This window comes from Lonepinella koalarum (assembly GCF_004565475.1).
Taxonomy (GTDB): Bacteria; Pseudomonadota; Gammaproteobacteria; order Enterobacterales; family Pasteurellaceae; genus Lonepinella; species Lonepinella koalarum.
Map to the genome: position 1 here is coordinate 46,962 of NZ_SRHX01000010.1, position 18,883 is coordinate 65,844.

The following is an 18,883-nucleotide window of genomic DNA, read 5'->3' on the forward strand; positions in this document are numbered from 1 at the left end:
TTTAATTAATTTTTTGATAATTTATGAAGTTATTTAATTCAGAAATGATTTTTTGCATTACTTGTAATAGGGTTATACAAAATAGTAATGGTGGAACTAGATAAATGTAATACATTTTGAAAGGAAGACTATTAGCCATTACGTTTCCTTTAAGAAAGAAAACCCAACCAAAATAAATCCATACTACTATAGTTAATAATGCAAAAATATGAACAAAAAACATTACCAAGTGAGATATTCTTTTACCTTTAATTTTCTCTACCAAAAAAGTCATCGCTATGTTTTGATCTGTTAAATAGATTAAAGGTAAACATAAATATGTCATATAAATCATCAAATAACTTGATAACTCATCCGTCCAGGTTAAGGGGGAACCCAATAAATAACGGTAGAAAACTTGTAGTAAAACGATAGATGTCATCATTATCAATAGTAATCCAGCTATTCTTTTTCCCGTGTTTGCAATAGGTTCGTTTACTTTTGCAAGTATGTTTTCTATGTTCTTTAATATCATTGACATCTCCTTGTTTAGGTCGTTAAACGAGATTTTGATGTTAGGCATATTACCATTAATTTTGATAAAAAAAAGTGATGGAGATCACAAAAAAACAAATTTGTGTAATTTTTTTTTCTTTTTTTTTCGGTTTTATGCGTTTTTTAGAGGCGATTTGGAGAAAGGATGGAGGAAAGATGTATGGGGGGATAAAAGATCACAAAATCTTGCAGATCTTACATCGCTTGTTTAAATAAACTGTAATATTCCCATTCGAAACGTTTATCAGCCTTATTTCTTGCATGATTAGCAAAATGGTAGTTCTTGATGCCATCAAACTACAAAGGAACAATAAACCAAATTGTTCTTGATAATACAAGGTATTTTACCATCACTTTCAGTACAAAATGAAAGACATTGATGATATATGGTATAAAATAATGCGGATATTTCCAATACAGTTATAAGGTTTATATATTGGGTAATATTTGGTAAAAATTTATTGATTTAATCTTAAATATGTTTTTTTACAGTATGAAGTTCTACTTTTTTTTCTCTTATTATTCGCATTATTTCTGTTGGCGGTTTTTCATCAGTAAATAATACCATGTTGTTTCTCAGTGTGTCTATTTCAACGGCGGCAGATGTATGGAATTTGGAGTGGTCTGCGGCGATTAAAACTTTCTTAGAATTATGTAACATCGCTTTCACAACAGCCACCTCGTTTATATCGAAGTCAAGCAAAGTGCCATCGTTTGCAATTGCGCCAAGACTCGTAATCAGATAGTCAGCTCTAAAGTGATTAATAAAAGAAACAACATTCGGACCAATAATACCACCGTTATGAGAGCGCAACATTCCACCCACCGTGATTACTTCAAAATTTTTGTTTATATATAATAGGTTAGCCACTCTTAAACTGTTCGTAATAATACGTAGATTATTTTTCGATTCTAGCGCTCTTGCTATAAATTCTACAGTGGTACCAATCGTGATAAATAACGTAGAGCCATCTAAAATGTAATTTGATATTTCATTTGCGATCAACGTTTTTTCTTCAGTATGTATCGTTTCCCGTATTGAAAATTCTGTATTCGTAATGCTAGATACTCTACCAGCTCCACCATGATGGCGGGAAATAAAACCATTTTGACTAAGTGTTTTTATGTCTCGTCTAATTGTTTGTGTTGTAACACCCAGAGTGTGAGCTAATTCTTCATTACTTATATAACCATTAGATTGCACTAAAGAAATTAATTTATCGTGTCTGGGGTTGCCAGTTAACTCGGTGTATTTAATAGTATTAATCGTCATATTTCACTTTAGTAAATTGTTATTTTTTGATTCCAGAAAAATATTCACTTGTTCTAAATTAGGAATACCCTCTCTCCCACCTGGTGCTTCACATTTTAACGCTGCTACAGCGCTAGCGAATTCTACTAGTTTATCACTAGAATATCCATTAGCTAATGCAAAAGCAAATGCACCATGAAATACATCTCCAGCTCCTGTCGTATCAATAACTTGGACCTTAAAACCATTATGATGTTTGATTTGATTATTTTCAAGCCAGTTACAGCCTTTTTCACCAAGAGTGACGTACACATTGCCTTTACAAATATTATTTGCATAATCTAGTGCAGTATCAATATTTTTATATTTTGACATCTTTAATAAACCAGGTTCAGAAAATACAGCAAAATCAGCAAGTTTTACAAGAGAAATGATACTTTGTGGTGTTATATCTGCATCTAATACAGTCGTTATATTTAGCTCTTGAGCTTTTTTTAAGCAATACAATGTTCCTTTATGCCAGCGAACATCACATAAAATGATATTATATTGTGAAAAATCTATAGAATTTAACCATTTTGTGTTTTCTAATAAGTCAGGGCTTGGGTAGTTACATATTAATCTTTCCCCCATATTATCAACAAAAATAGCGGATTGTGATGATTTTGCATTTTTGTATATTTTTGTTGTTTTAGTATTCACACCATAGGTTTCTAACTCAGACAGGAGTGACTTTCCCGTAAAATCATCCCCCACTCTACCTATAAAATCCACTTTTCCGCCTAATTTGGCGATAGTGACGGCAGCGGTAGCAGCAGGTCCACCACCGACTTCTTTGTAATGATGGGATACATATTTACCACTCTGGGAAAACATCTTTTCAATATAGTAGATTCTATCTTGTACAGCGATTCCTACACAAGCAATTTTCATGTTACCTCCAATTCTGTTTGATATTTAGTTGTTAAAATGAATTCTACACTAAAAAAAATTTTAAAAATGTGATCTAGATCACTTTACTTAAATAAAAAATACAAATATGATAAAAAAAAGACAAAAATGATCAAAAAGGAAATGATATGGCACATATAGCTTTTATAGGATTAGGGCAAATGGGGACCCCGATGGCAACTAATTTACTCCATAAAGGGCATCATTTGAGAGTTTATGATATAAATCCTACAGCCTCTGAGAAGCTTAATGCTCTGGGTGCTTATGTAGCAACATCACCTAAAGATGCTGTTTTAGGGTGTGAGTTTATAATTACAATGCTACCAAATGGAAAGTTAGTTAATGACGTTATTTTTGGTAATAATGGTGCTATAGAATCTATTAATAGAAATTCTATTGTTATTGATATGTCAACAATTCATCCTTTAGAAAGTGACGATATACGTAACAGGCTACGATCTGAAAATATAGAATTTATGGATGTTCCTGTAGGAAGAACTTCTGATCACGCTATTTCGGGGACATTACTCATTCTAGCAGGGGGAACAAAAGAACAAATAGAAAAAGCATCTCCTATTTTACTATGCATGGGGAATAAAATTGTTAATACTGGGGGACCAGGTAATGGTATTCGAGTGAAATTAATTAACAATTTTATGAGTATAGCATTAAATGCACTCTCTGCTGAAGCCACAGTGTTGTGTGAATCTTTGAATTTACCATTAGAAAAGGCATTGGAAGTAATGGAGGGGACGCCTGCTAATAAAGGACATTTCACCACAACTTGGCCGAATAAAGTATTAAAAGGAGATTTAACGCCTTCCTTTATGATTGATTTAGCCCATAAAGATCTCAGTTTAGCGTTAGATGTGGCTAATCAATTGAATGTTCCTTTGTTTATGGGAGCCGCTTCTAGAGAGATTTATAGTCAAGCGAGAGCTACAGGAAGAGGAAAACAAGATTGGACGGCTATTTTAGAACATTTGCGTAATTGTTCAGGATTAAAAGATGATTAAGGAAAAAATTATGTTAAGTTACACAATTAAAGATATTGCAAGAGCGTCTGGTGGCTTTGCTATGCTAGCGGTGGATCAACGAGAAGCGATGAGAAATATGTTTGCTTCTGCTGGTGTAAAACAGCCTATTGCCGATCAGGTATTAACCGATTTTAAAGTGAAAGCGGCGCAAATCCTGTCACCTTATGCTTCGGCAGTGTTAGTTGACAATCAATTCTGTTATCAACAAATTGTCGCCCAAAAAGCAATATCGCCAGTCTCATCGATGATTGTGGCGATGGATAAATTTATTCCGGGTAATGGTATTCCAGTTGATCAAGTTGAATTAGATAAAGACATTGATCCCTATGAAGTGAGGGCAAATGGTGGTAAAGCCCTTAAATTATTAGTTTTATGGCGAGAGGATGAAGAGGCGGATCAACGTCTTGAGATGGTTAATGATTTTATTAAAAGTTGTCGTTCGGCTGGGTTAGTCAGCATTATTGAACCTGTTGTGAGACCCCCACGCACAGGAGATAAATTTGATCGAGAAAAAGCCATTCTTTGTGCAGCCAAGGAATTAGGTGATTGCGGCGCTGACTTATATAAAGGTGAGATGCCGTTGTTTGGTCAAGGCGAGGCTTCAACGCTATTAAAGGCAACGAAAGCGTTGAATGATCAAATTAATATGCCGTGGGTGATTCTTTCTTCTGGAGTGGATCCTAATTTGTTTTGTCGTTCAGTACGAATTGCTATGCAAGCAGGTGCATCAGGATTTTTGGCAGGGAGAGCGGTTTGGTCTTCGGTGATTGGCTTACCTGATACCGAATTAATGCTTAAAGATATTTCCGCGCCTCGTTTACAACATCTTGGTCGTATAGTTGATGAGATGATGGCTACAAGATAAGCAATAAATATTTTATAAACAGTTACTTATTCATTCTTTCTTGTGAGATGTTATATGAAACTAAATCAAATTGAAAATGGATTTGAATTATTCTATAAGCAAAAAAGTATATTGTGCCATACCACGCAACATCCTGCTTTTTTTGTGGGTATTGGAGAAGAGAAAATAGCCAGTTATCGTGGTAATTTTCAAATAGAAGATAGGATAATTGAAAGATTACCACTCAAATATAGCACAATCAAAGAGAATACTATTTATCTCTCTTATGATGAGAAAACACCTTTTCAATTAAAAATACAGATTTCTCCCCGTTCTGATCGGGATCTTATTTTAACTATTCAGTCAATGAACCCATCACTTAATCGATTTTGGTTGAGACTTGTGGCAGATGAAAATGAGAAAGTTTGGGGCGGTGGGGAGCAGATGTCATATTTCAATATGAAAGGAAGACATTTTCCCTTATGGACATCTGAACCGGGTGTTGGTCGAGATAAAACCACGGAAATAACGTTCTTGTCAGATAAATATCATAAAGCAGGTGGTGATTATTATCATACCAATTATCCACAGCCAACCTTTATTTCTTCTCAACATTATGCTTGCCATATCAATAGTACGGCTTATTCTGAATTTGATTTCCGTCATACGGATTATCATGAATTACACAGTTGGGAAATACCTAAATCGATAGAAATATATACTGGCGATACTTTTTTAACCATCGTTGAGAAATTGAGCTTGCGTTTTGGCAGACAACCTAAATTACCCGAGTGGATTTATAATGGCGTGATACTAGGGTTAAAAGGTGGGGAAAAAAATTCATTTTCTCGATTAGACAATGCCCGAGCTAAAGGTGTTCCAGTGGCAGGAATTTGGTGTGAAGACTGGGCTGGCGTTAGACAAACAAGTTTTGGTAAACGCTTGTTTTGGGATTGGAAATGGAACCCTAAGCGTTATCCCAACTTAGCTAAAAAGATCAAGCAATTAAAACAACAAAATATTCGTTTCTTGGCTTATGTCAGTCCTTATTTATGCGATGATGGTGAACTTTTTCCCATAGCGAAAGAAAAAGGATTATTTGCCTTAAATGCGCAAAAAGAAGTGGCGTTAGTGGATTTTGGTGAATTTTATTGTGGTGTACTGGATTTCACCAATCCAAAAACAAGGGAATGGTTTAAACAGGAAATTATTCAAAAGAATATGCTTGATCTTGGTGTATCTGGCTGGATGGCTGATTTTGGTGAATACCTACCAACAGATGATCTTTACTTAGCAAATGGGATGGATGCCAAAATTATGCACAATGCTTGGCCGCCACTTTGGGCTAGGGTTAATGCTGAAGCCGTTGAAGAAAGGGCGTTGACAGGCGAAATCTTATTCTTTATGCGAGCAGGTTTTACAGGTTCTCAACAGTATTGTCCGATGTTATGGGCAGGTGATCAATGTGTCGATTTTTCACGTCATGATGGATTAAATACGGTTATTTGTGGTGCTTTATCATCTGGATTATTGGGCAATGCCTATCATCACAGTGATATTGGCGGCTATACTAGTTTATTTGGTCATCGGAGAACAAAAGAAGTTTTTGAACGCTGGGTTGATATGGCGGCATTTACCCCAATGATGCGAACCCATGAAGGAAATCGCCCAGATGAAAACTTCCAGTTTGACCAAGATAGTAGTACCATCGCCCATTTAGCCAGAATGACTAAAATTTATTGTCATTTAGTTCCTTACTTAAAATCCTTAGTCGATGAAGCCTATACCAAGGGCTATCCTGTTCAAAGACCCTTATTTGTGCATTTTGAACAGGATATCAATACTTATGATATTCAGGATCAATATATGTATGGTGCTGAGCTTCTGGTGGCACCAGTGCATAAACAAGGGGTAACAGAATGGCGGGTTTATTTACCATCAGGGGAAACGTGGATAAGTGTTTGGACGGCTCAAGAAATTCAAGGTGGACAAACAATTACGGTTCCAGCCCCCATAGGCAAACCGCCATTGTTTTATCGAAAAAATAGTCAGTGGACAGATTTGTTTGCAGCTATTGCTGATATTTCATAACTAAATTGATTGAATTTTGTTTTGTTAAAGTTCAATTAAACTTTGAGAGTTTTATAAATTAAATAGTAGGTGAACATTATGAAATGGATAAACACAAGAACGCATAATCATTGGTTAGAAAATGAAACTGATCGTATTTTTGAGTTCGGCTATAAATCTGTAGTCCCCACAGGTTTTGGTTGGATTGGAAACAACGGTAATATACGTAAGGAGATGGGAACGCAACTTTGGATTACGGCAAGAATGCTGCATGTGTATTCATTAGCGACGTTAATGGGAAGACCTGGGGCATATAAATTAGTAGAACATGGCATCAATTCATTATTAAATGGCGCTTTACATGACCCTATTTATGGTGGTTGGTATGCCAATGTGGATGATACGGGGGTGATTGATAGAACAAAACAAGGGTATCAACATTTTTTTGTCTTATTAGGTGCTGCGAGTGCAACGGCAACAGGGCACCCTAAGGCAAAAAAATTACTTGATAAGGCGATAGACATTATTGAAAAATATTTCTGGAGTGAAAAAGAACAAATGTGTCTTGAGTCTTGGGATGAAACATTTAGCCAGACAGAAGACTACCGCGGTGGCAATGCCAATATGCACGCAGTGGAAGCTTTTCTTATTGTGTATGATATAACAAAAGATAAAAAATGGTTAGATAGGGCACTCAGAATTACGTCTGTCATTATCCATGATGTGGCGAGAAATAATCACTATCGTGTAAATGAACATTTTGATTCTCATTGGCAACCATTACCAGATTATAATAAAGAAAATCCTGCCAGCCATTTCCGAGCTTATGGTGGTACGCCAGGACATTGGGTTGAATGGGGCAGGCTAATTTGTCACCTTAGAGCCACCTTAATATCCATCGGAGAACATGCACCAGAGTGGTTATTGGAGGATGCTAAAAATTTATTTGCCGCTGGAATAAGAGACGCATGGTCGGTGGACGGTGCTGAAGGTTTTGTTTATACCGTGGATTGGAATGGTAAACCGGTTGTTCGGGAAAGAATCCGCTGGGTTATCGTTGAAGCAATCGGCACAGCTTATGCTTTATATACGACAACAGGAGAATCGCAATACGAGGAATATTATCAACGTTTTTGGGATTACAGTCGTTGTTATTTGATGGATTATGAAACAGGATCTTGGTGGCAAGAATTAGACGCTAACAATAAAGTATCCAATAAAGTATGGGACGGTAAACAAGATATTTATCATTTAATGCACTGTTTATTAATTCCGCGCTTGCCTTTAACACCAGGCTTAGCACCAGCACTTGCAGCAGGATTATTAGATAAAAATGTAAAATAAGAAAATATAGGCATTCTAATTGAAACGACGGTAAAAAGAGGAATGCTTTTTTATTTTAGATAGAAATGTTGAGATATACAGTGATGAATATAAAAATTGAGACTTTTGGTCAGGTCAATGGGGAGCGAGTTGATTTAATTCATTTATCTAACCAAAATGGGATGTTAGTTAAAATAACCAATTATGGTTGCATTGTTACATCTATTGAGACTCAAGATTGTCAGGGTCACTTTAAAGACATTGTCTTAGGTTTTGATACCTTAAATGAATATTTACAGGGACACCCTTTTTTTGGTGCTGTGGTCGGAAGGTATGCTAATCGTATTAATCATGGTTTATTTAAAATAAAAGACCAAATATACCAACTTGAAAAGAATGAATTATCGACTTCGCAACATATCCATGGCGGAAGTGTCGGATTTGATAAATATATTTGGAATTACAGTATAGAGAAAAATGAAACGCTAATCATGATTCATTTTTATCGTCTCTCGCCAAATGGCGAATCAGGCTACCCAGGTAATTTAAATATAACTCATAGCATAGGTTTAGATGAACAAAATCAGCTACATTTTTATTTTACTGCCACCACAGATCAAACAACAATTATTAACTTAACTAATCATAGCTATTATAATTTATCAGGCCATGATCAAGGTTACATTTGTCATCATTATTTGAAAATTTTTAGCGATTATTATACCCCTGTTGCTCAGAATATGATCCCTACAGGAGAAATCTTATCCGTTAAACACACCGGTTTAGATTTTAGAAAGGCAATCAAGATTGGGGATAATATGGATAAATTGAAAGATAAAACCCTAGATCATAATTTTATCTTAAATGGCGAAGTTGCCTATGATGAGTATCATAAAGCGGCTGAACTTTATGATCCTGAAAGTGGGCGATTTCTAACGGTCATCACTACTCAGCCAGCCATTCAAGTATATAATGCCGCTAAGTTATCAAATAAGTGCTGGATGGGTAAAAACCAATACAAATATGAATCTTTTGCAGCAATTTGTTTAGAAACGCAACATTTCCCTGATAGTCCTAATCATCGTCATTTTCCCAACACACTACTCGAACCAGATCAAATATACAAACAAAAAACAATTTATCAGTTCAGTGTAAAAGATAATCAGGGATAATATAAAATGGAAATTATTTTAATGATATCAATGGTTATTGGATTAGGTAGTTTTACTCAAGGGCTTACAGGATTTGGATTAGCTTTAGTTTCAGTGCCATTACTATCATTGTTTATAGATGTAAAATTAGCGGTACCTTTGGCAGGCATTCTGGGTTGGTTAGTAACCTTTCCAATAGTATGGAAAATGCGATCTCATATACAATATAAGACGGCTTTAATTTTATTTATAGGTTCTTTACCCGGTTCATTTATTGGTGCGAGTTTATTAAAGCATCTTCCATCAGAAATAATTTTAATTATAATGGGGCTAATATTAATTATTTCAGGCATATATTCTTTCCGCTCAAAAACATCTTTATTTAAATCAACATCACCAGTGGCTAGTGCTGGTATTGGATTTTTCTCTGGTGCTTTAGGTGCGAGTGTAGGGGAACCAGGTCCACCAGTTATCGCATATACATCAATGTTACCATGGACTCATGATCAAACAAAATCTACTTTAGTGTTTTTCTTTATGTTACAGATGATAGGTGCAATTATTGGCTTTTGGTATAAAGGATTACTCACTGATGATGTGTTTTCTTATGTTATTAAAGCTATTCCAGCATTTATTATTGGTATGCTTTTAGGTATGTTTAGCTATCAACTATTGCATAAGTATAATATTAACTATCATAGAGTGATTTATTCGTTATTGATAATCATTGGTTTTGTATTAATAACTAAGAGCTTATAAAATATACTACATGTCCTAGCCTACATTAGGAATACTGATTTTTCCACCGCACTTTTTGTTATTTAAATTATCATTTAAAGCAAAGTATGTCTTATTTCCACAACGTTTCTGATAGTTAATATTTCCTTGAAAATCCAGTTGCTTTTACCTTGCCTTTTTGATAAACTCACCGACCTACTTATCCTAAGGTAAGTAGGTTCGTCCCGCAAGGGTGTTTTTAACTTAAACGGAGCACTAATATGATCCAGACACAGACTATGCTAGACGTTGCTGATAACTCAGGCGCTCGTAGCGTAATGTGTATCAAGGTTCTAGGTGGATCGCACCGTCGTTATGCTGCTATTGGTGACATCATTAAAATTACTGTGAAAGAAGCAATTCCTCGTGGTAAAGTAAAAAAAGGTGATGTATTAAAAGCAGTAGTTGTGCGCACTAGAAAGGGTGTTCGTCGCCCAGACGGATCAGTCATTCGTTTCGATGGTAACGCTTGTGTCATTTTAAATAATAACACGGAGCAACCTATCGGTACCCGTATTTTTGGACCTGTGACGCGTGAACTTCGCTCTGAGAAGTTTATGAAGATCATTTCTTTAGCACCAGAAGTACTGTAAGGGAGAGTGAGAAATGGCTGCAAAAATTCGTCAAAATGATGAAGTCATCGTTCTTGCCGGTAAAGATAAAGGCAAACGTGGCAAGGTAACCCAAGTGTTACCAAACGGAAAAGTGATTGTTGAAGGTATTAAAATCATTACTAAACATGAAAAACCTGTCCCTGCTTTAGGCAAAGAAGGTGGTTTAGTGAAGAAAGAAGCCCCAATTGATACATCAAATGTGGCAATTTTCAACCCAACAACAAACAAAGCTGACCGTGTAGGTTTTAGATTCGAAGAGGGCAAAAAAGTCCGTTTCTTCAAATCTAATAATGAAATTATTTAACAAACTGGAGTAATGCGATGGCGAAACTGCATGATTACTACAGAGATCAAGTAGTGAATGAATTGAAAAATAAATTCAACTACGCATCTGTCATGCAAGTCCCACGAATCGAAAAGATTACCCTGAATATGGGTGTGGGTGAAGCATTGACCGATAAAAAATTGCTAGATAACGCCGTAGCGGATTTAGCAGCGATTAGCGGTCAAAAACCTTTAGTAACAAAAGCACGCAAATCTGTTGCTGGCTTTAAAATCCGTCAGGGATATCCAATCGGTTGTAAAGTAACACTACGTGGTGAACGTATGTGGGAGTTCTTTGAACGTTTAATTACAATTGCTGTTCCACGTATTCGTGACTTCCGCGGTTTAAGTGCGAAATCATTTGATGGTCGTGGTAATTACAGTATGGGTGTGCGTGAGCAAATCATCTTCCCTGAAATCGACTATGATAAAGTTGATCGTGTTCGTGGTTTAGATATCACTATTACCACAACAGCGAAGAATGATGAAGAAGGCCAAGCACTACTTGCTGCCTTTAATTTCCCATTCCGTAAATAAGGCAGGTTATCAATGGCTAAACAATCAATGAAAGCACGCGATGTAAAACGCGTTAAATTGGCTGAGAAGTTCTACGCTCAACGTGTAGAATTGAAAAAAATCATTTCTGACGTCAATTCTTCTGATGAAGATCGTTGGAGTGCGGTGTTAAAGTTACAAACTTTACCGCGTGATTCAAGCCCAAGTCGCCAACGTAACCGTTGTCGCCAAACTGGTCGTCCTCACGGCGTATTAAGTAAGTTTGGTTTGAGCCGTATTAAGGTCCGTGAAGCAGCCATGCGTGGTGAGATCCCTGGTCTTAAAAAAGCAAGTTGGTAATGTACCACTTTATATTGGAATCGGAGAATAAAGCACAATGAGTATGCAAGATCCAATCGCAGATATGTTGACCCGTATTCGTAACGGTCAAGCTGCGAACAAAGTTGCGATCAGTATGCCTTCATCCAAGCTAAAAGTGGCTATTGCCAATGTGTTAGCGGAAGAAGGTTACGTTGAAAGCGTAAAAGTTTTAGAAGGTGTAAAACCTGAATTGGAAATTACATTAAAATATTTCCAAGGTAAACCAGTTGTAGAAAGTATCCAACGTGTAAGCCGTCCGGGTCTTCGTATTTACAAACGTAAAGACGAATTACCAAAAGTTATGGGTGGTTTAGGTGTTGCAGTAGTGTCTACATCTAAAGGTGTGATGACTGACCGTGCGGCTCGTCAAGCGGGCTTAGGCGGCGAAATCATCTGTTATGTGGCTTAATTAAGAGGTAGGAAAAAATGTCTCGTGTAGCAAAAGCTCCCGTCACTGTTCCTGCCGGCGTTGAGGTTAAACTTAACGGTCAGCTATTAACAGTGAAAGGTAAGAATGGTGAGTTAACTCGCACTATTCATGACTCAGTCGAAGTTAAACAAGATAATGGTGCATTAACATTCGCACCACGTGATGCTAGTGTTGGTGCAAATGCACAATCAGGTACTGCACGTGCGTTGGTTAATGCAATGGTTATTGGTGTTACCGAAGGTTTCACAAGAAAATTACAACTCGTCGGTGTGGGTTATAGAGCACAAGTAAAAGGCAACGTAGTTGGCTTAAGCCTTGGTTTTTCACATCCAGTAGAACACACTTTACCCGCAGGGATTACTGCAGAATGTCCATCTCAAACCGAAATCGTGCTGAAAGGTGCTGACAAACAATTAATTGGTCAAGTGGCTGCAGATATTCGTGCATATCGTAAACCTGAACCTTATAAAGGTAAAGGGGTTCGTTATGCAGACGAAGTTGTACGTACTAAAGAAGCGAAGAAAAAATAATTAAGGTAACACTATGGATAAGAAATCAGCTCGTGTCCGTCGTGCAGCTCGTGCTCGTTATATGATGAAAGAGCAAGGTGTCACTCGTTTAGTGGTTCACCGTACTCCACGTCATATTTATGCACAAGTGATTGCACCAAACGGTTCAGAAGTGCTTGCCGCTGCTTCAACAGTAGAAAAAGCAATTAGTGAGCAAGTAAAATATACCGGTAACAAAGATGCTGCTGCAGTAGTGGGTAAAGCTGTTGCTGAGCGTGCATTAGCGAAAGGCGTGAAAGACGTTGCTTTCGATCGTTCTGGTTTTAAATATCATGGTCGTGTCCAATCTTTAGCGGACGCTGCTCGTGAAGCTGGTCTACAGTTCTAATAGAGGAAATTGAGATGTCAAACATCGAAAAACAAGCTGGTGAACTGCAAGAGAAGCTAATCGCGGTAAACCGTGTATCAAAAACTGTAAAAGGTGGTCGTATTATGAGCTTTACTGCATTAACCGTAGTAGGCGATGGTAACGGTCGTATCGGTTTTGGTTATGGTAAAGCACGCGAGGTTCCCGCAGCGATCCAAAAAGCAATGGAAAAAGCACGTCGTAACATGATTAACGTCGCTTTAAACGAAGGTACATTACAACACCCAGTGAAAGGTGTTCATACGGGTTCTCGTGTATTTATGCAACCAGCTAGCGAAGGTACAGGTATCATCGCAGGCGGTGCAATGCGTGCCGTGTTAGAAGTGGCAGGTGTGCGTAACGTTCTTTCTAAAGCATACGGTTCAACAAACCCAATTAACGTTGTTAGAGCAACAATTGATGCTCTTGCAAATATGAAATCACCAGAAATGGTTGCCGCTAAACGTGGTAAAACCGTTGATGAAATCTTGGGGTAATGGATTATGGCAAAAACGATTAAAGTAACTCAAACTCGTAGCTCTATTGCTCGTTTACCGAAGCATAAAGCCACCTTAAAAGGTTTAGGTCTTCGCCATATTCGTCATACTGTTGAGTTGGAAGATACTCCATCCGTGCGTGGTATGATTAACCAAGTTTCATATATGGTTAAAGTAGAGGAGTAAGAGAATGCGTTTAAATACTCTATCTCCGGCTGAAGGTGCGAAGCACAGTGCTAAGCGTTTAGGTCGTGGTATTGGTTCAGGTTTAGGCAAAACCGGTGGACGTGGTCATAAAGGTCAAAAATCTCGTACAGGCGGCGGTGTTCGTCGTGGTTTCGAGGGCGGTCAAATGCCTTTATATCGTCGTTTACCAAAATTTGGTTTCACATCAATGAAAGCAGCGGTAACTGCTGAAATTCGTTTGAATGATTTAACCAAAGTAGAAGGTAATGTTGTCACTTTAGATTCATTAAAGGCAGCGAACTTAATCACTAAAGAAATTCAATTTGTTAAAATTATTTTAGCAGGTGAAGTTAAAGGTGCAGTAACTGTTCGCGGTTTACGTGTAACTAAGGGTGCGAAAGCAGCAATTGAAGCTGCTGGTGGATCAATTGAGGAATAATTAATAGATGGCTAAGCAACCAGGTTATCAAAGTAGAAGTACTCAAAGCGGTAAGGGTGAACTTAAAAGTAGATTGCTTTTTGTATTAGGTGCACTCATCGTTTTCCGTATTGGTTCTTTCATTCCGGTTCCTGGTATTGATGCAGCCGTGTTAGCTCAATTAATTGAACAGCAAAAAGGCACCATCATTGAAATGTTTAATATGTTCTCTGGTGGTGCATTAAGCCGTGCGTCAATTTTCGCTCTGGGTATTATGCCGTATATCTCGGCATCGATTATTATTCAGTTGCTTGCCACGGTTTATCCTGCATTAAATGAATTAAAGAAAGAAGGTGAGTCTGGTCGCCGTAAAATGAGTAAGTACACACGTTATGCAACGTTAGGACTTGCAACATTACAAGCGATTGGTATTTCCACCGGCTTACCAAGTATGTTACCGGGTCTGGTTCCTAACTTAGGCTTTGGTTTCTATTTTACGGCGGTAATTAGTCTTGTCACAGGAACGATGTTCTTAATGTGGTTAGGCGAACAAATTACAGAACGTGGAATTGGTAACGGTATTTCATTAATTATCTTTGCAGGTATCGTAGCGGGTCTTCCAGCTGCAATTGGTCAAACTATTGAGCAGGCGCGTCAAGGGCAAATGCATCCGTTAGTTCTTTTATTGATTGCCGTAATTGTGTTTGCAGTAACCTATTTCGTTGTCTTTGTTGAACGTGGACAACGTCGAGTTAAAGTTGAATATGCTAAACGTCAGCAAGGTCGTCAAATATTAGGTGGAGGTTCATCTCATTTACCGTTAAAAGTAAATATGGCAGGGGTGATTCCCGCAATCTTTGCATCAAGTATTATTTTGTTTCCAGCAACAATAACGTCTTGGTTTGGAGAGGGTTCTAGCTTGGAGTGGTTAACGAATTTATCGTTAATGTTACAACCAGGTCAGCCGATTTATTTGATTGTTTATGCGGCAGCAATTATGTTCTTTAGCTTTTTCTATGCTGCAATGCAATTTAATCCCCGTGATACAGCCGATAATTTGAAAAAATCTGGAGCATTCATCCCCGGAATTAGACCAGGCGAACAAACATCACGTTATATTGATAAAATTATGACTCGTCTCACTTTAGTGGGAGGTCTTTATATTGTATTCGTATGTTTAGTGCCTTACATTATGATGTCAGCTTGGAATGTACAATTCTATTTTGGTGGTACATCTTTGCTCATCGTTGTAGTGGTAATTATGGATTTCATCGTGCAGATTCAAAGTCATTTAATGTCAACCAAATATGAATCTGCGTTGAAAAAGGCAAACCTTAAAGGTTTTGGACAATAATTTGTCCATTTTATAAAGAAAGGATAAGCAATGAAAGTTCGTGCTTCCGTAAAGAGAATTTGTCGTAACTGTAAAATTGTAAGACGTGAAGGTGTGGTGCGTGTATTATGTACCGACCCGAAACATAAACAACGTCAAGGTTAATTGATAATTTTTTCTTGCAAAGAACCAGTTGAGCAGGTATACTGCTCAGCTCATTTATGTCCTTGGTATATTGTTTGAGTATCCTGAAACGGGCTTTTCAAGATCAATATATCAAATTAGTTAAAAAAATAGGAGTGCATAGTGGCCCGTATTGCAGGCATTAACATTCCTGATCATAAACATACTGTAATCGCTTTAACCGCAATTTATGGTATCGGTAAAACCCGTGCGCAAGCTATTTGTGCCGCTACAGGTATTGCTGAAAGCGTTAAGATCAGAGAATTGTCTGAAGAGCAGATTGATAAACTGCGTGACGAAGTTGGTAAATTTACCGTTGAAGGTGACTTACGCCGTGAAGTAACACTAAACATCAAACGTCTATTAGACCTTGGTTGTTATCGTGGATTACGTCATCGTCGTGGCTTACCGGTACGTGGTCAACGTACTAAAACGAATGCGCGTACCCGTAAGGGTCCACGTAAGCCGATCAAAAAATAAGTCGGGGTAAAGATTAATGGCTAAAACACCAGTTCGTGCACGTAAACGTGTAAAAAAACAAGTTGTAGATGGCGTAGCTCACATTCACGCCTCTTTCAATAATACAATCGTGACTATTACTGACCGTCAAGGTAATGCTCTTGCATGGGCAACCGCAGGTGGTTCAGGTTTCCGTGGTTCTCGTAAATCCACTCCGTTCGCCGCACAGGTTGCAGCAGAGCGTTGTGCTGAAGTTGTCAAAGAATTTGGCTTAAAGAACTTGGAAGTTATGGTTAAAGGTCCGGGTCCAGGTCGTGAATCAACCATCCGTGCATTAAATGCAGCAGGATTCAAAATCACGAATATTACCGATGTGACTCCGATTCCTCATAACGGTTGTCGTCCACCGAAAAAACGTCGTGTTTAATTTGACGTTAGGATAATTGGAGAAAGAAAATGGCAAGATATTTGGGTCCAAAACTCAAGCTAAGCCGTCGTGAAGGCACTGATTTATTTCTTAAATCAGGCGTGCGTGCTATCGATTCTAAATGTAAAATTGATACAGCACCTGGTCAACACGGTGCTCGCAAACCACGTTTATCTGACTATGGTAGTCAGTTACGTGAAAAACAAAAAGTTCGCCGTATCTACGGTATTTTAGAACGTCAATTCCGTAATTATTATAAAGAAGCGAACCGCTTAAAAGGCAATACGGGTGAAAACTTGTTAGTCCTATTAGAAGGTCGCTTGGATAACGTTGTTTATCGTATGGGATTTGCTGCCACTCGTGCAGAAGCTCGCCAGTTAGTGAGCCACAAAGCGATTGTTGTCAACGGTCGTGTTGTCAATATCCCATCTTTCCAAGTTTCCATTGATGATGTGATTGCTGTGCGTGAGAAATCTAAAAAACAAGCGCGTATCAAAGCATCATTGGAATTAGCAGAACAAAGAGAAAAACCAACTTGGTTAGAAGTTGATTCTGCAAAAATGGAAGGTGTGTTCAAACGTGTTCCTGAACGTTCTGATTTATCAGCAGACATTAATGAACATCTGATCGTTGAGCTTTACTCTAAATAATAGTTAAGCTTACAAGCAAAGAGAGGATAAAATGCAGGGTTCTGTTACAGAATTTTTAAAGCCACATTTAGTTGATATTGAGCAAATTAGCCCAACCCATGCTAAAGTGATCTTAGAACCGTTAGAGCGTGGTTTTGGCCATACTCTAGGTAATGCATTGCGTCGTATTCTTTTATCTTCAATGCCAGGTTGTGCTGTCACTGAAGTAGAAATTGAAGGCGTATTGCATGAATACAGTAGTAAAGAGGGTGTTCAAGAAGATATTCTTGAAGTGCTTCTAAACTTAAAAGGCCTAGCGGTTAAAGTTCAGAATAAAGATGATGTATTTCTGACACTAAACAAATCTGGAATTGGCCCTGTTGTTGCAGCTGACATTACCCATGATGGTGATGTAGAAATCGTAAATCCTGATCATGTAATTTGTCATTTAACTGATGAAAATGCATCTGTTAATATGCGTATTCGTGTACAACGTGGTAGAGGTTATGTTCCTGCTTCTGCTCGTGTACATACTCAGGATGAAGAACGTCCAATTGGTCGTCTGTTAGTAGATGCTTGTTATAGTCCTGTTGATCGTATTGCTTACAATGTAGAAGCAGCACGTGTTGAACAGCGTACTGACTTAGATAAGTTAGTTATTGAGTTAGAAACAAACGGCACTATTGATCCAGAAGAAGCAATTCGTCGTGCTGCAACAATTTTAGCGGAACAGCTTGATGCATTCGTTGATTTGCGAGATGTTCGTCAGCCAGAAGTCAAGGAAGAAAAACCGGAATTTGATCCGATTTTACTCCGTCCTGTAGATGACTTAGAGTTGACAGTTCGTTCTGCTAACTGTTTGAAAGCAGAAACAATTCATTATATCGGTGATTTAGTCCAACGTACTGAAGTGGAGTTATTAAAAACACCTAATCTGGGTAAGAAATCTCTTACTGAAATTAAGGATGTCCTCGCTTCTCGTGGTCTATCACTTGGTATGCGCCTTGAAAATTGGCCACCAGCAAGTATTGCTGAAGATTAATGGTCAATTAGGTTAAGATTTTTCTGAGAAGGATAAGATCATGCGCCATCGTAAGAGTGGTCGTCAACTAAACCGTAATAGTAGCCATCGCCAAGCGATGTTTCGTAATATGGCAAGTTCTTTAATTGGTCACGAGATCATTAAGACAACTGTGCCAAAAGCAAAAGAATTACGCCGTGTAGTTGAACCGTTAATTACATTAGCAAAAATAGACAGCGTAGCAAATCGCCGTTTAGCTTTTGCTCGTACACGCAGCATTGAAACTGTTGCAAAATTATTTAATGAATTAGGTCCACGTTTTGCTCAACGTGCTGGTGGTTACACCCGTATTTTAAAATGTGGTTTCCGTGCCGGTGATAATGCTCCAATGGCATACATTGAGCTAGTTGATCGCCCAGAAGTAGTCACTGAAGCTACTGCGGAATAATCTATAATTAATAATTAAAAGCTCACTTTTTAGTGAGCTTTTTTCTTGTGAAGATAGAGGCATAATGGACAAAATGGTTGCTAAGTAGTAGGTTAAAGCCTTATAGTACAAGGCTTTAACCCACTTTCAAAATTATGAACAAAAAAATTGCCCATTTTGCTTAAAAAATACTACAAAAAAATAT

At 37.7% G+C, this 18,883-nt stretch carries 26 protein-coding genes; 23 read left to right on the forward strand and 3 right to left on the reverse strand.

Going from position 1 to position 18,883, the window contains the following annotated elements; translation table 11 throughout:
• Window position 1: 1 nt before the first annotated feature.
• The 3 genes from E0709_RS10745 to E0709_RS10755 all read right to left on the reverse strand — a co-directional run bounded on the left by E0709_RS10745 (window position 2) and on the right by E0709_RS10755 (window position 2,719).
• Window positions 2-514 (reverse strand): TRAP transporter small permease, encoded by a 513-nt coding sequence (locus E0709_RS10745; protein ID WP_207905263.1) that lies wholly within the window; start codon window positions 512-514, stop codon window positions 2-4.
• 492 nt (window positions 515-1,006) lie between these two features.
• A complete protein-coding gene (locus E0709_RS10750) occupies window positions 1,007-1,807 on the reverse strand; it encodes a DeoR/GlpR family DNA-binding transcription regulator (RefSeq protein ID WP_207905264.1) in 801 nt (266 codons plus the stop codon).
• Between the two features lie 3 nt (window positions 1,808-1,810).
• Window positions 1,811-2,719, reverse strand: a complete 909-nt coding sequence (locus E0709_RS10755; RefSeq protein WP_132302861.1) for a sugar kinase — start codon at window positions 2,717-2,719, stop codon at window positions 1,811-1,813.
• A gap of 146 nt (window positions 2,720-2,865) precedes the next feature.
• On the opposite strand from E0709_RS10755, the gene yihU reads away from it, so the two are divergent.
• The 23 genes from yihU (at window position 2,866) to rplQ (ending at window position 18,699) form a co-directional block, all read left to right on the forward strand.
• The gene (gene yihU / locus E0709_RS10760) at window positions 2,866-3,753 is read left to right on the forward strand and encodes a sulfolactaldehyde 3-reductase (RefSeq protein WP_132302862.1); all 888 of its coding nucleotides are present in this window, start codon (window positions 2,866-2,868) and stop codon (window positions 3,751-3,753) included.
• Window positions 3,754-3,763: 10 nt separating this feature from the next.
• A complete protein-coding gene (locus E0709_RS10765) occupies window positions 3,764-4,639 on the forward strand; it encodes an aldolase (RefSeq protein ID WP_132302863.1) in 876 nt (291 codons plus the stop codon).
• 54 nt (window positions 4,640-4,693) lie between these two features.
• Window positions 4,694-6,709: an alpha-glucosidase gene (locus E0709_RS10770; protein WP_132302864.1), complete on the forward strand. Its 2,016-nt coding sequence runs from the start codon at window positions 4,694-4,696 to the stop codon at window positions 6,707-6,709.
• A 78-nt stretch (window positions 6,710-6,787) separates the two neighbouring features.
• Window positions 6,788-8,032, forward strand: a complete 1,245-nt coding sequence (locus E0709_RS10775; RefSeq protein ID WP_132302865.1) for an AGE family epimerase/isomerase — start codon at window positions 6,788-6,790, stop codon at window positions 8,030-8,032.
• Between the two features lie 83 nt (window positions 8,033-8,115).
• Entirely contained in the window at window positions 8,116-9,183 is a 1,068-nt protein-coding gene (locus E0709_RS10780) for an aldose epimerase family protein (protein WP_132302866.1), read from the forward strand.
• A 6-nt stretch (window positions 9,184-9,189) separates the two neighbouring features.
• Window positions 9,190-9,921, forward strand: coding sequence for a sulfite exporter TauE/SafE family protein (locus tag E0709_RS10785; protein ID WP_132302867.1), 732 nt, complete (start codon window positions 9,190-9,192; stop codon window positions 9,919-9,921).
• Between the two features lie 239 nt (window positions 9,922-10,160).
• Window positions 10,161-10,532, forward strand: coding sequence for a 50S ribosomal protein L14 (rplN, locus tag E0709_RS10790; RefSeq protein ID WP_132302868.1), 372 nt, complete (start codon window positions 10,161-10,163; stop codon window positions 10,530-10,532).
• Between the two features lie 13 nt (window positions 10,533-10,545).
• Complete coding sequence (gene rplX, locus E0709_RS10795; protein WP_132302869.1) at window positions 10,546-10,857, forward strand: 50S ribosomal protein L24; 312 nt, start codon at window positions 10,546-10,548, stop codon at window positions 10,855-10,857.
• 17 nt (window positions 10,858-10,874) lie between these two features.
• A complete protein-coding gene (rplE, locus tag E0709_RS10800) occupies window positions 10,875-11,414 on the forward strand; it encodes a 50S ribosomal protein L5 (RefSeq protein WP_132302870.1) in 540 nt (179 codons plus the stop codon).
• Window positions 11,415-11,426: 12 nt separating this feature from the next.
• Complete coding sequence (gene rpsN, locus E0709_RS10805; RefSeq protein ID WP_132302871.1) at window positions 11,427-11,732, forward strand: 30S ribosomal protein S14; 306 nt, start codon at window positions 11,427-11,429, stop codon at window positions 11,730-11,732.
• 37 nt (window positions 11,733-11,769) lie between these two features.
• Window positions 11,770-12,162: a 30S ribosomal protein S8 gene (gene rpsH / locus E0709_RS10810; RefSeq protein WP_132302872.1), complete on the forward strand. Its 393-nt coding sequence runs from the start codon at window positions 11,770-11,772 to the stop codon at window positions 12,160-12,162.
• A 17-nt stretch (window positions 12,163-12,179) separates the two neighbouring features.
• Window positions 12,180-12,713: a 50S ribosomal protein L6 gene (rplF, locus tag E0709_RS10815; RefSeq protein WP_132302873.1), complete on the forward strand. Its 534-nt coding sequence runs from the start codon at window positions 12,180-12,182 to the stop codon at window positions 12,711-12,713.
• Between the two features lie 13 nt (window positions 12,714-12,726).
• On the forward strand, window positions 12,727-13,080 hold the full coding sequence (gene rplR, locus E0709_RS10820; protein WP_132302874.1) for a 50S ribosomal protein L18: 354 nt from the start codon (window positions 12,727-12,729) through the stop codon (window positions 13,078-13,080).
• Between the two features lie 14 nt (window positions 13,081-13,094).
• On the forward strand, window positions 13,095-13,595 hold the full coding sequence (rpsE, locus tag E0709_RS10825; RefSeq protein WP_132302875.1) for a 30S ribosomal protein S5: 501 nt from the start codon (window positions 13,095-13,097) through the stop codon (window positions 13,593-13,595).
• Between the two features lie 6 nt (window positions 13,596-13,601).
• A complete protein-coding gene (gene rpmD, locus E0709_RS10830; protein WP_132302876.1) occupies window positions 13,602-13,781 on the forward strand; it encodes a 50S ribosomal protein L30 in 180 nt (59 codons plus the stop codon).
• A 4-nt stretch (window positions 13,782-13,785) separates the two neighbouring features.
• Entirely contained in the window at window positions 13,786-14,220 is a 435-nt protein-coding gene (gene rplO / locus E0709_RS10835; protein ID WP_132302877.1) for a 50S ribosomal protein L15, read from the forward strand.
• 7 nt (window positions 14,221-14,227) lie between these two features.
• Window positions 14,228-15,553 carry a preprotein translocase subunit SecY gene (gene secY, locus E0709_RS10840; RefSeq protein WP_132302878.1) on the forward strand — a complete coding sequence of 442 codons (1,326 nt, stop codon included), beginning with the start codon at window positions 14,228-14,230 and terminating at the stop codon, window positions 15,551-15,553.
• Window positions 15,554-15,583: 30 nt separating this feature from the next.
• On the forward strand, window positions 15,584-15,697 hold the full coding sequence (rpmJ, locus tag E0709_RS10845) for a 50S ribosomal protein L36 (RefSeq protein WP_132302879.1): 114 nt from the start codon (window positions 15,584-15,586) through the stop codon (window positions 15,695-15,697).
• Between the two features lie 141 nt (window positions 15,698-15,838).
• On the forward strand, window positions 15,839-16,195 hold the full coding sequence (rpsM, locus tag E0709_RS10850) for a 30S ribosomal protein S13 (RefSeq protein ID WP_132302880.1): 357 nt from the start codon (window positions 15,839-15,841) through the stop codon (window positions 16,193-16,195).
• Window positions 16,196-16,211: 16 nt separating this feature from the next.
• A complete protein-coding gene (rpsK, locus tag E0709_RS10855) occupies window positions 16,212-16,601 on the forward strand; it encodes a 30S ribosomal protein S11 (RefSeq protein ID WP_132302881.1) in 390 nt (129 codons plus the stop codon).
• Between the two features lie 29 nt (window positions 16,602-16,630).
• Complete coding sequence (gene rpsD / locus E0709_RS10860; RefSeq protein WP_132302882.1) at window positions 16,631-17,251, forward strand: 30S ribosomal protein S4; 621 nt, start codon at window positions 16,631-16,633, stop codon at window positions 17,249-17,251.
• A gap of 31 nt (window positions 17,252-17,282) precedes the next feature.
• Window positions 17,283-18,272, forward strand: a complete 990-nt coding sequence (locus tag E0709_RS10865) for a DNA-directed RNA polymerase subunit alpha (protein WP_132302883.1) — start codon at window positions 17,283-17,285, stop codon at window positions 18,270-18,272.
• 40 nt (window positions 18,273-18,312) lie between these two features.
• On the forward strand, window positions 18,313-18,699 hold the full coding sequence (rplQ, locus tag E0709_RS10870; RefSeq protein WP_132302884.1) for a 50S ribosomal protein L17: 387 nt from the start codon (window positions 18,313-18,315) through the stop codon (window positions 18,697-18,699).
• The last annotated feature ends 184 nt before the right edge of the window (window positions 18,700-18,883 follow it).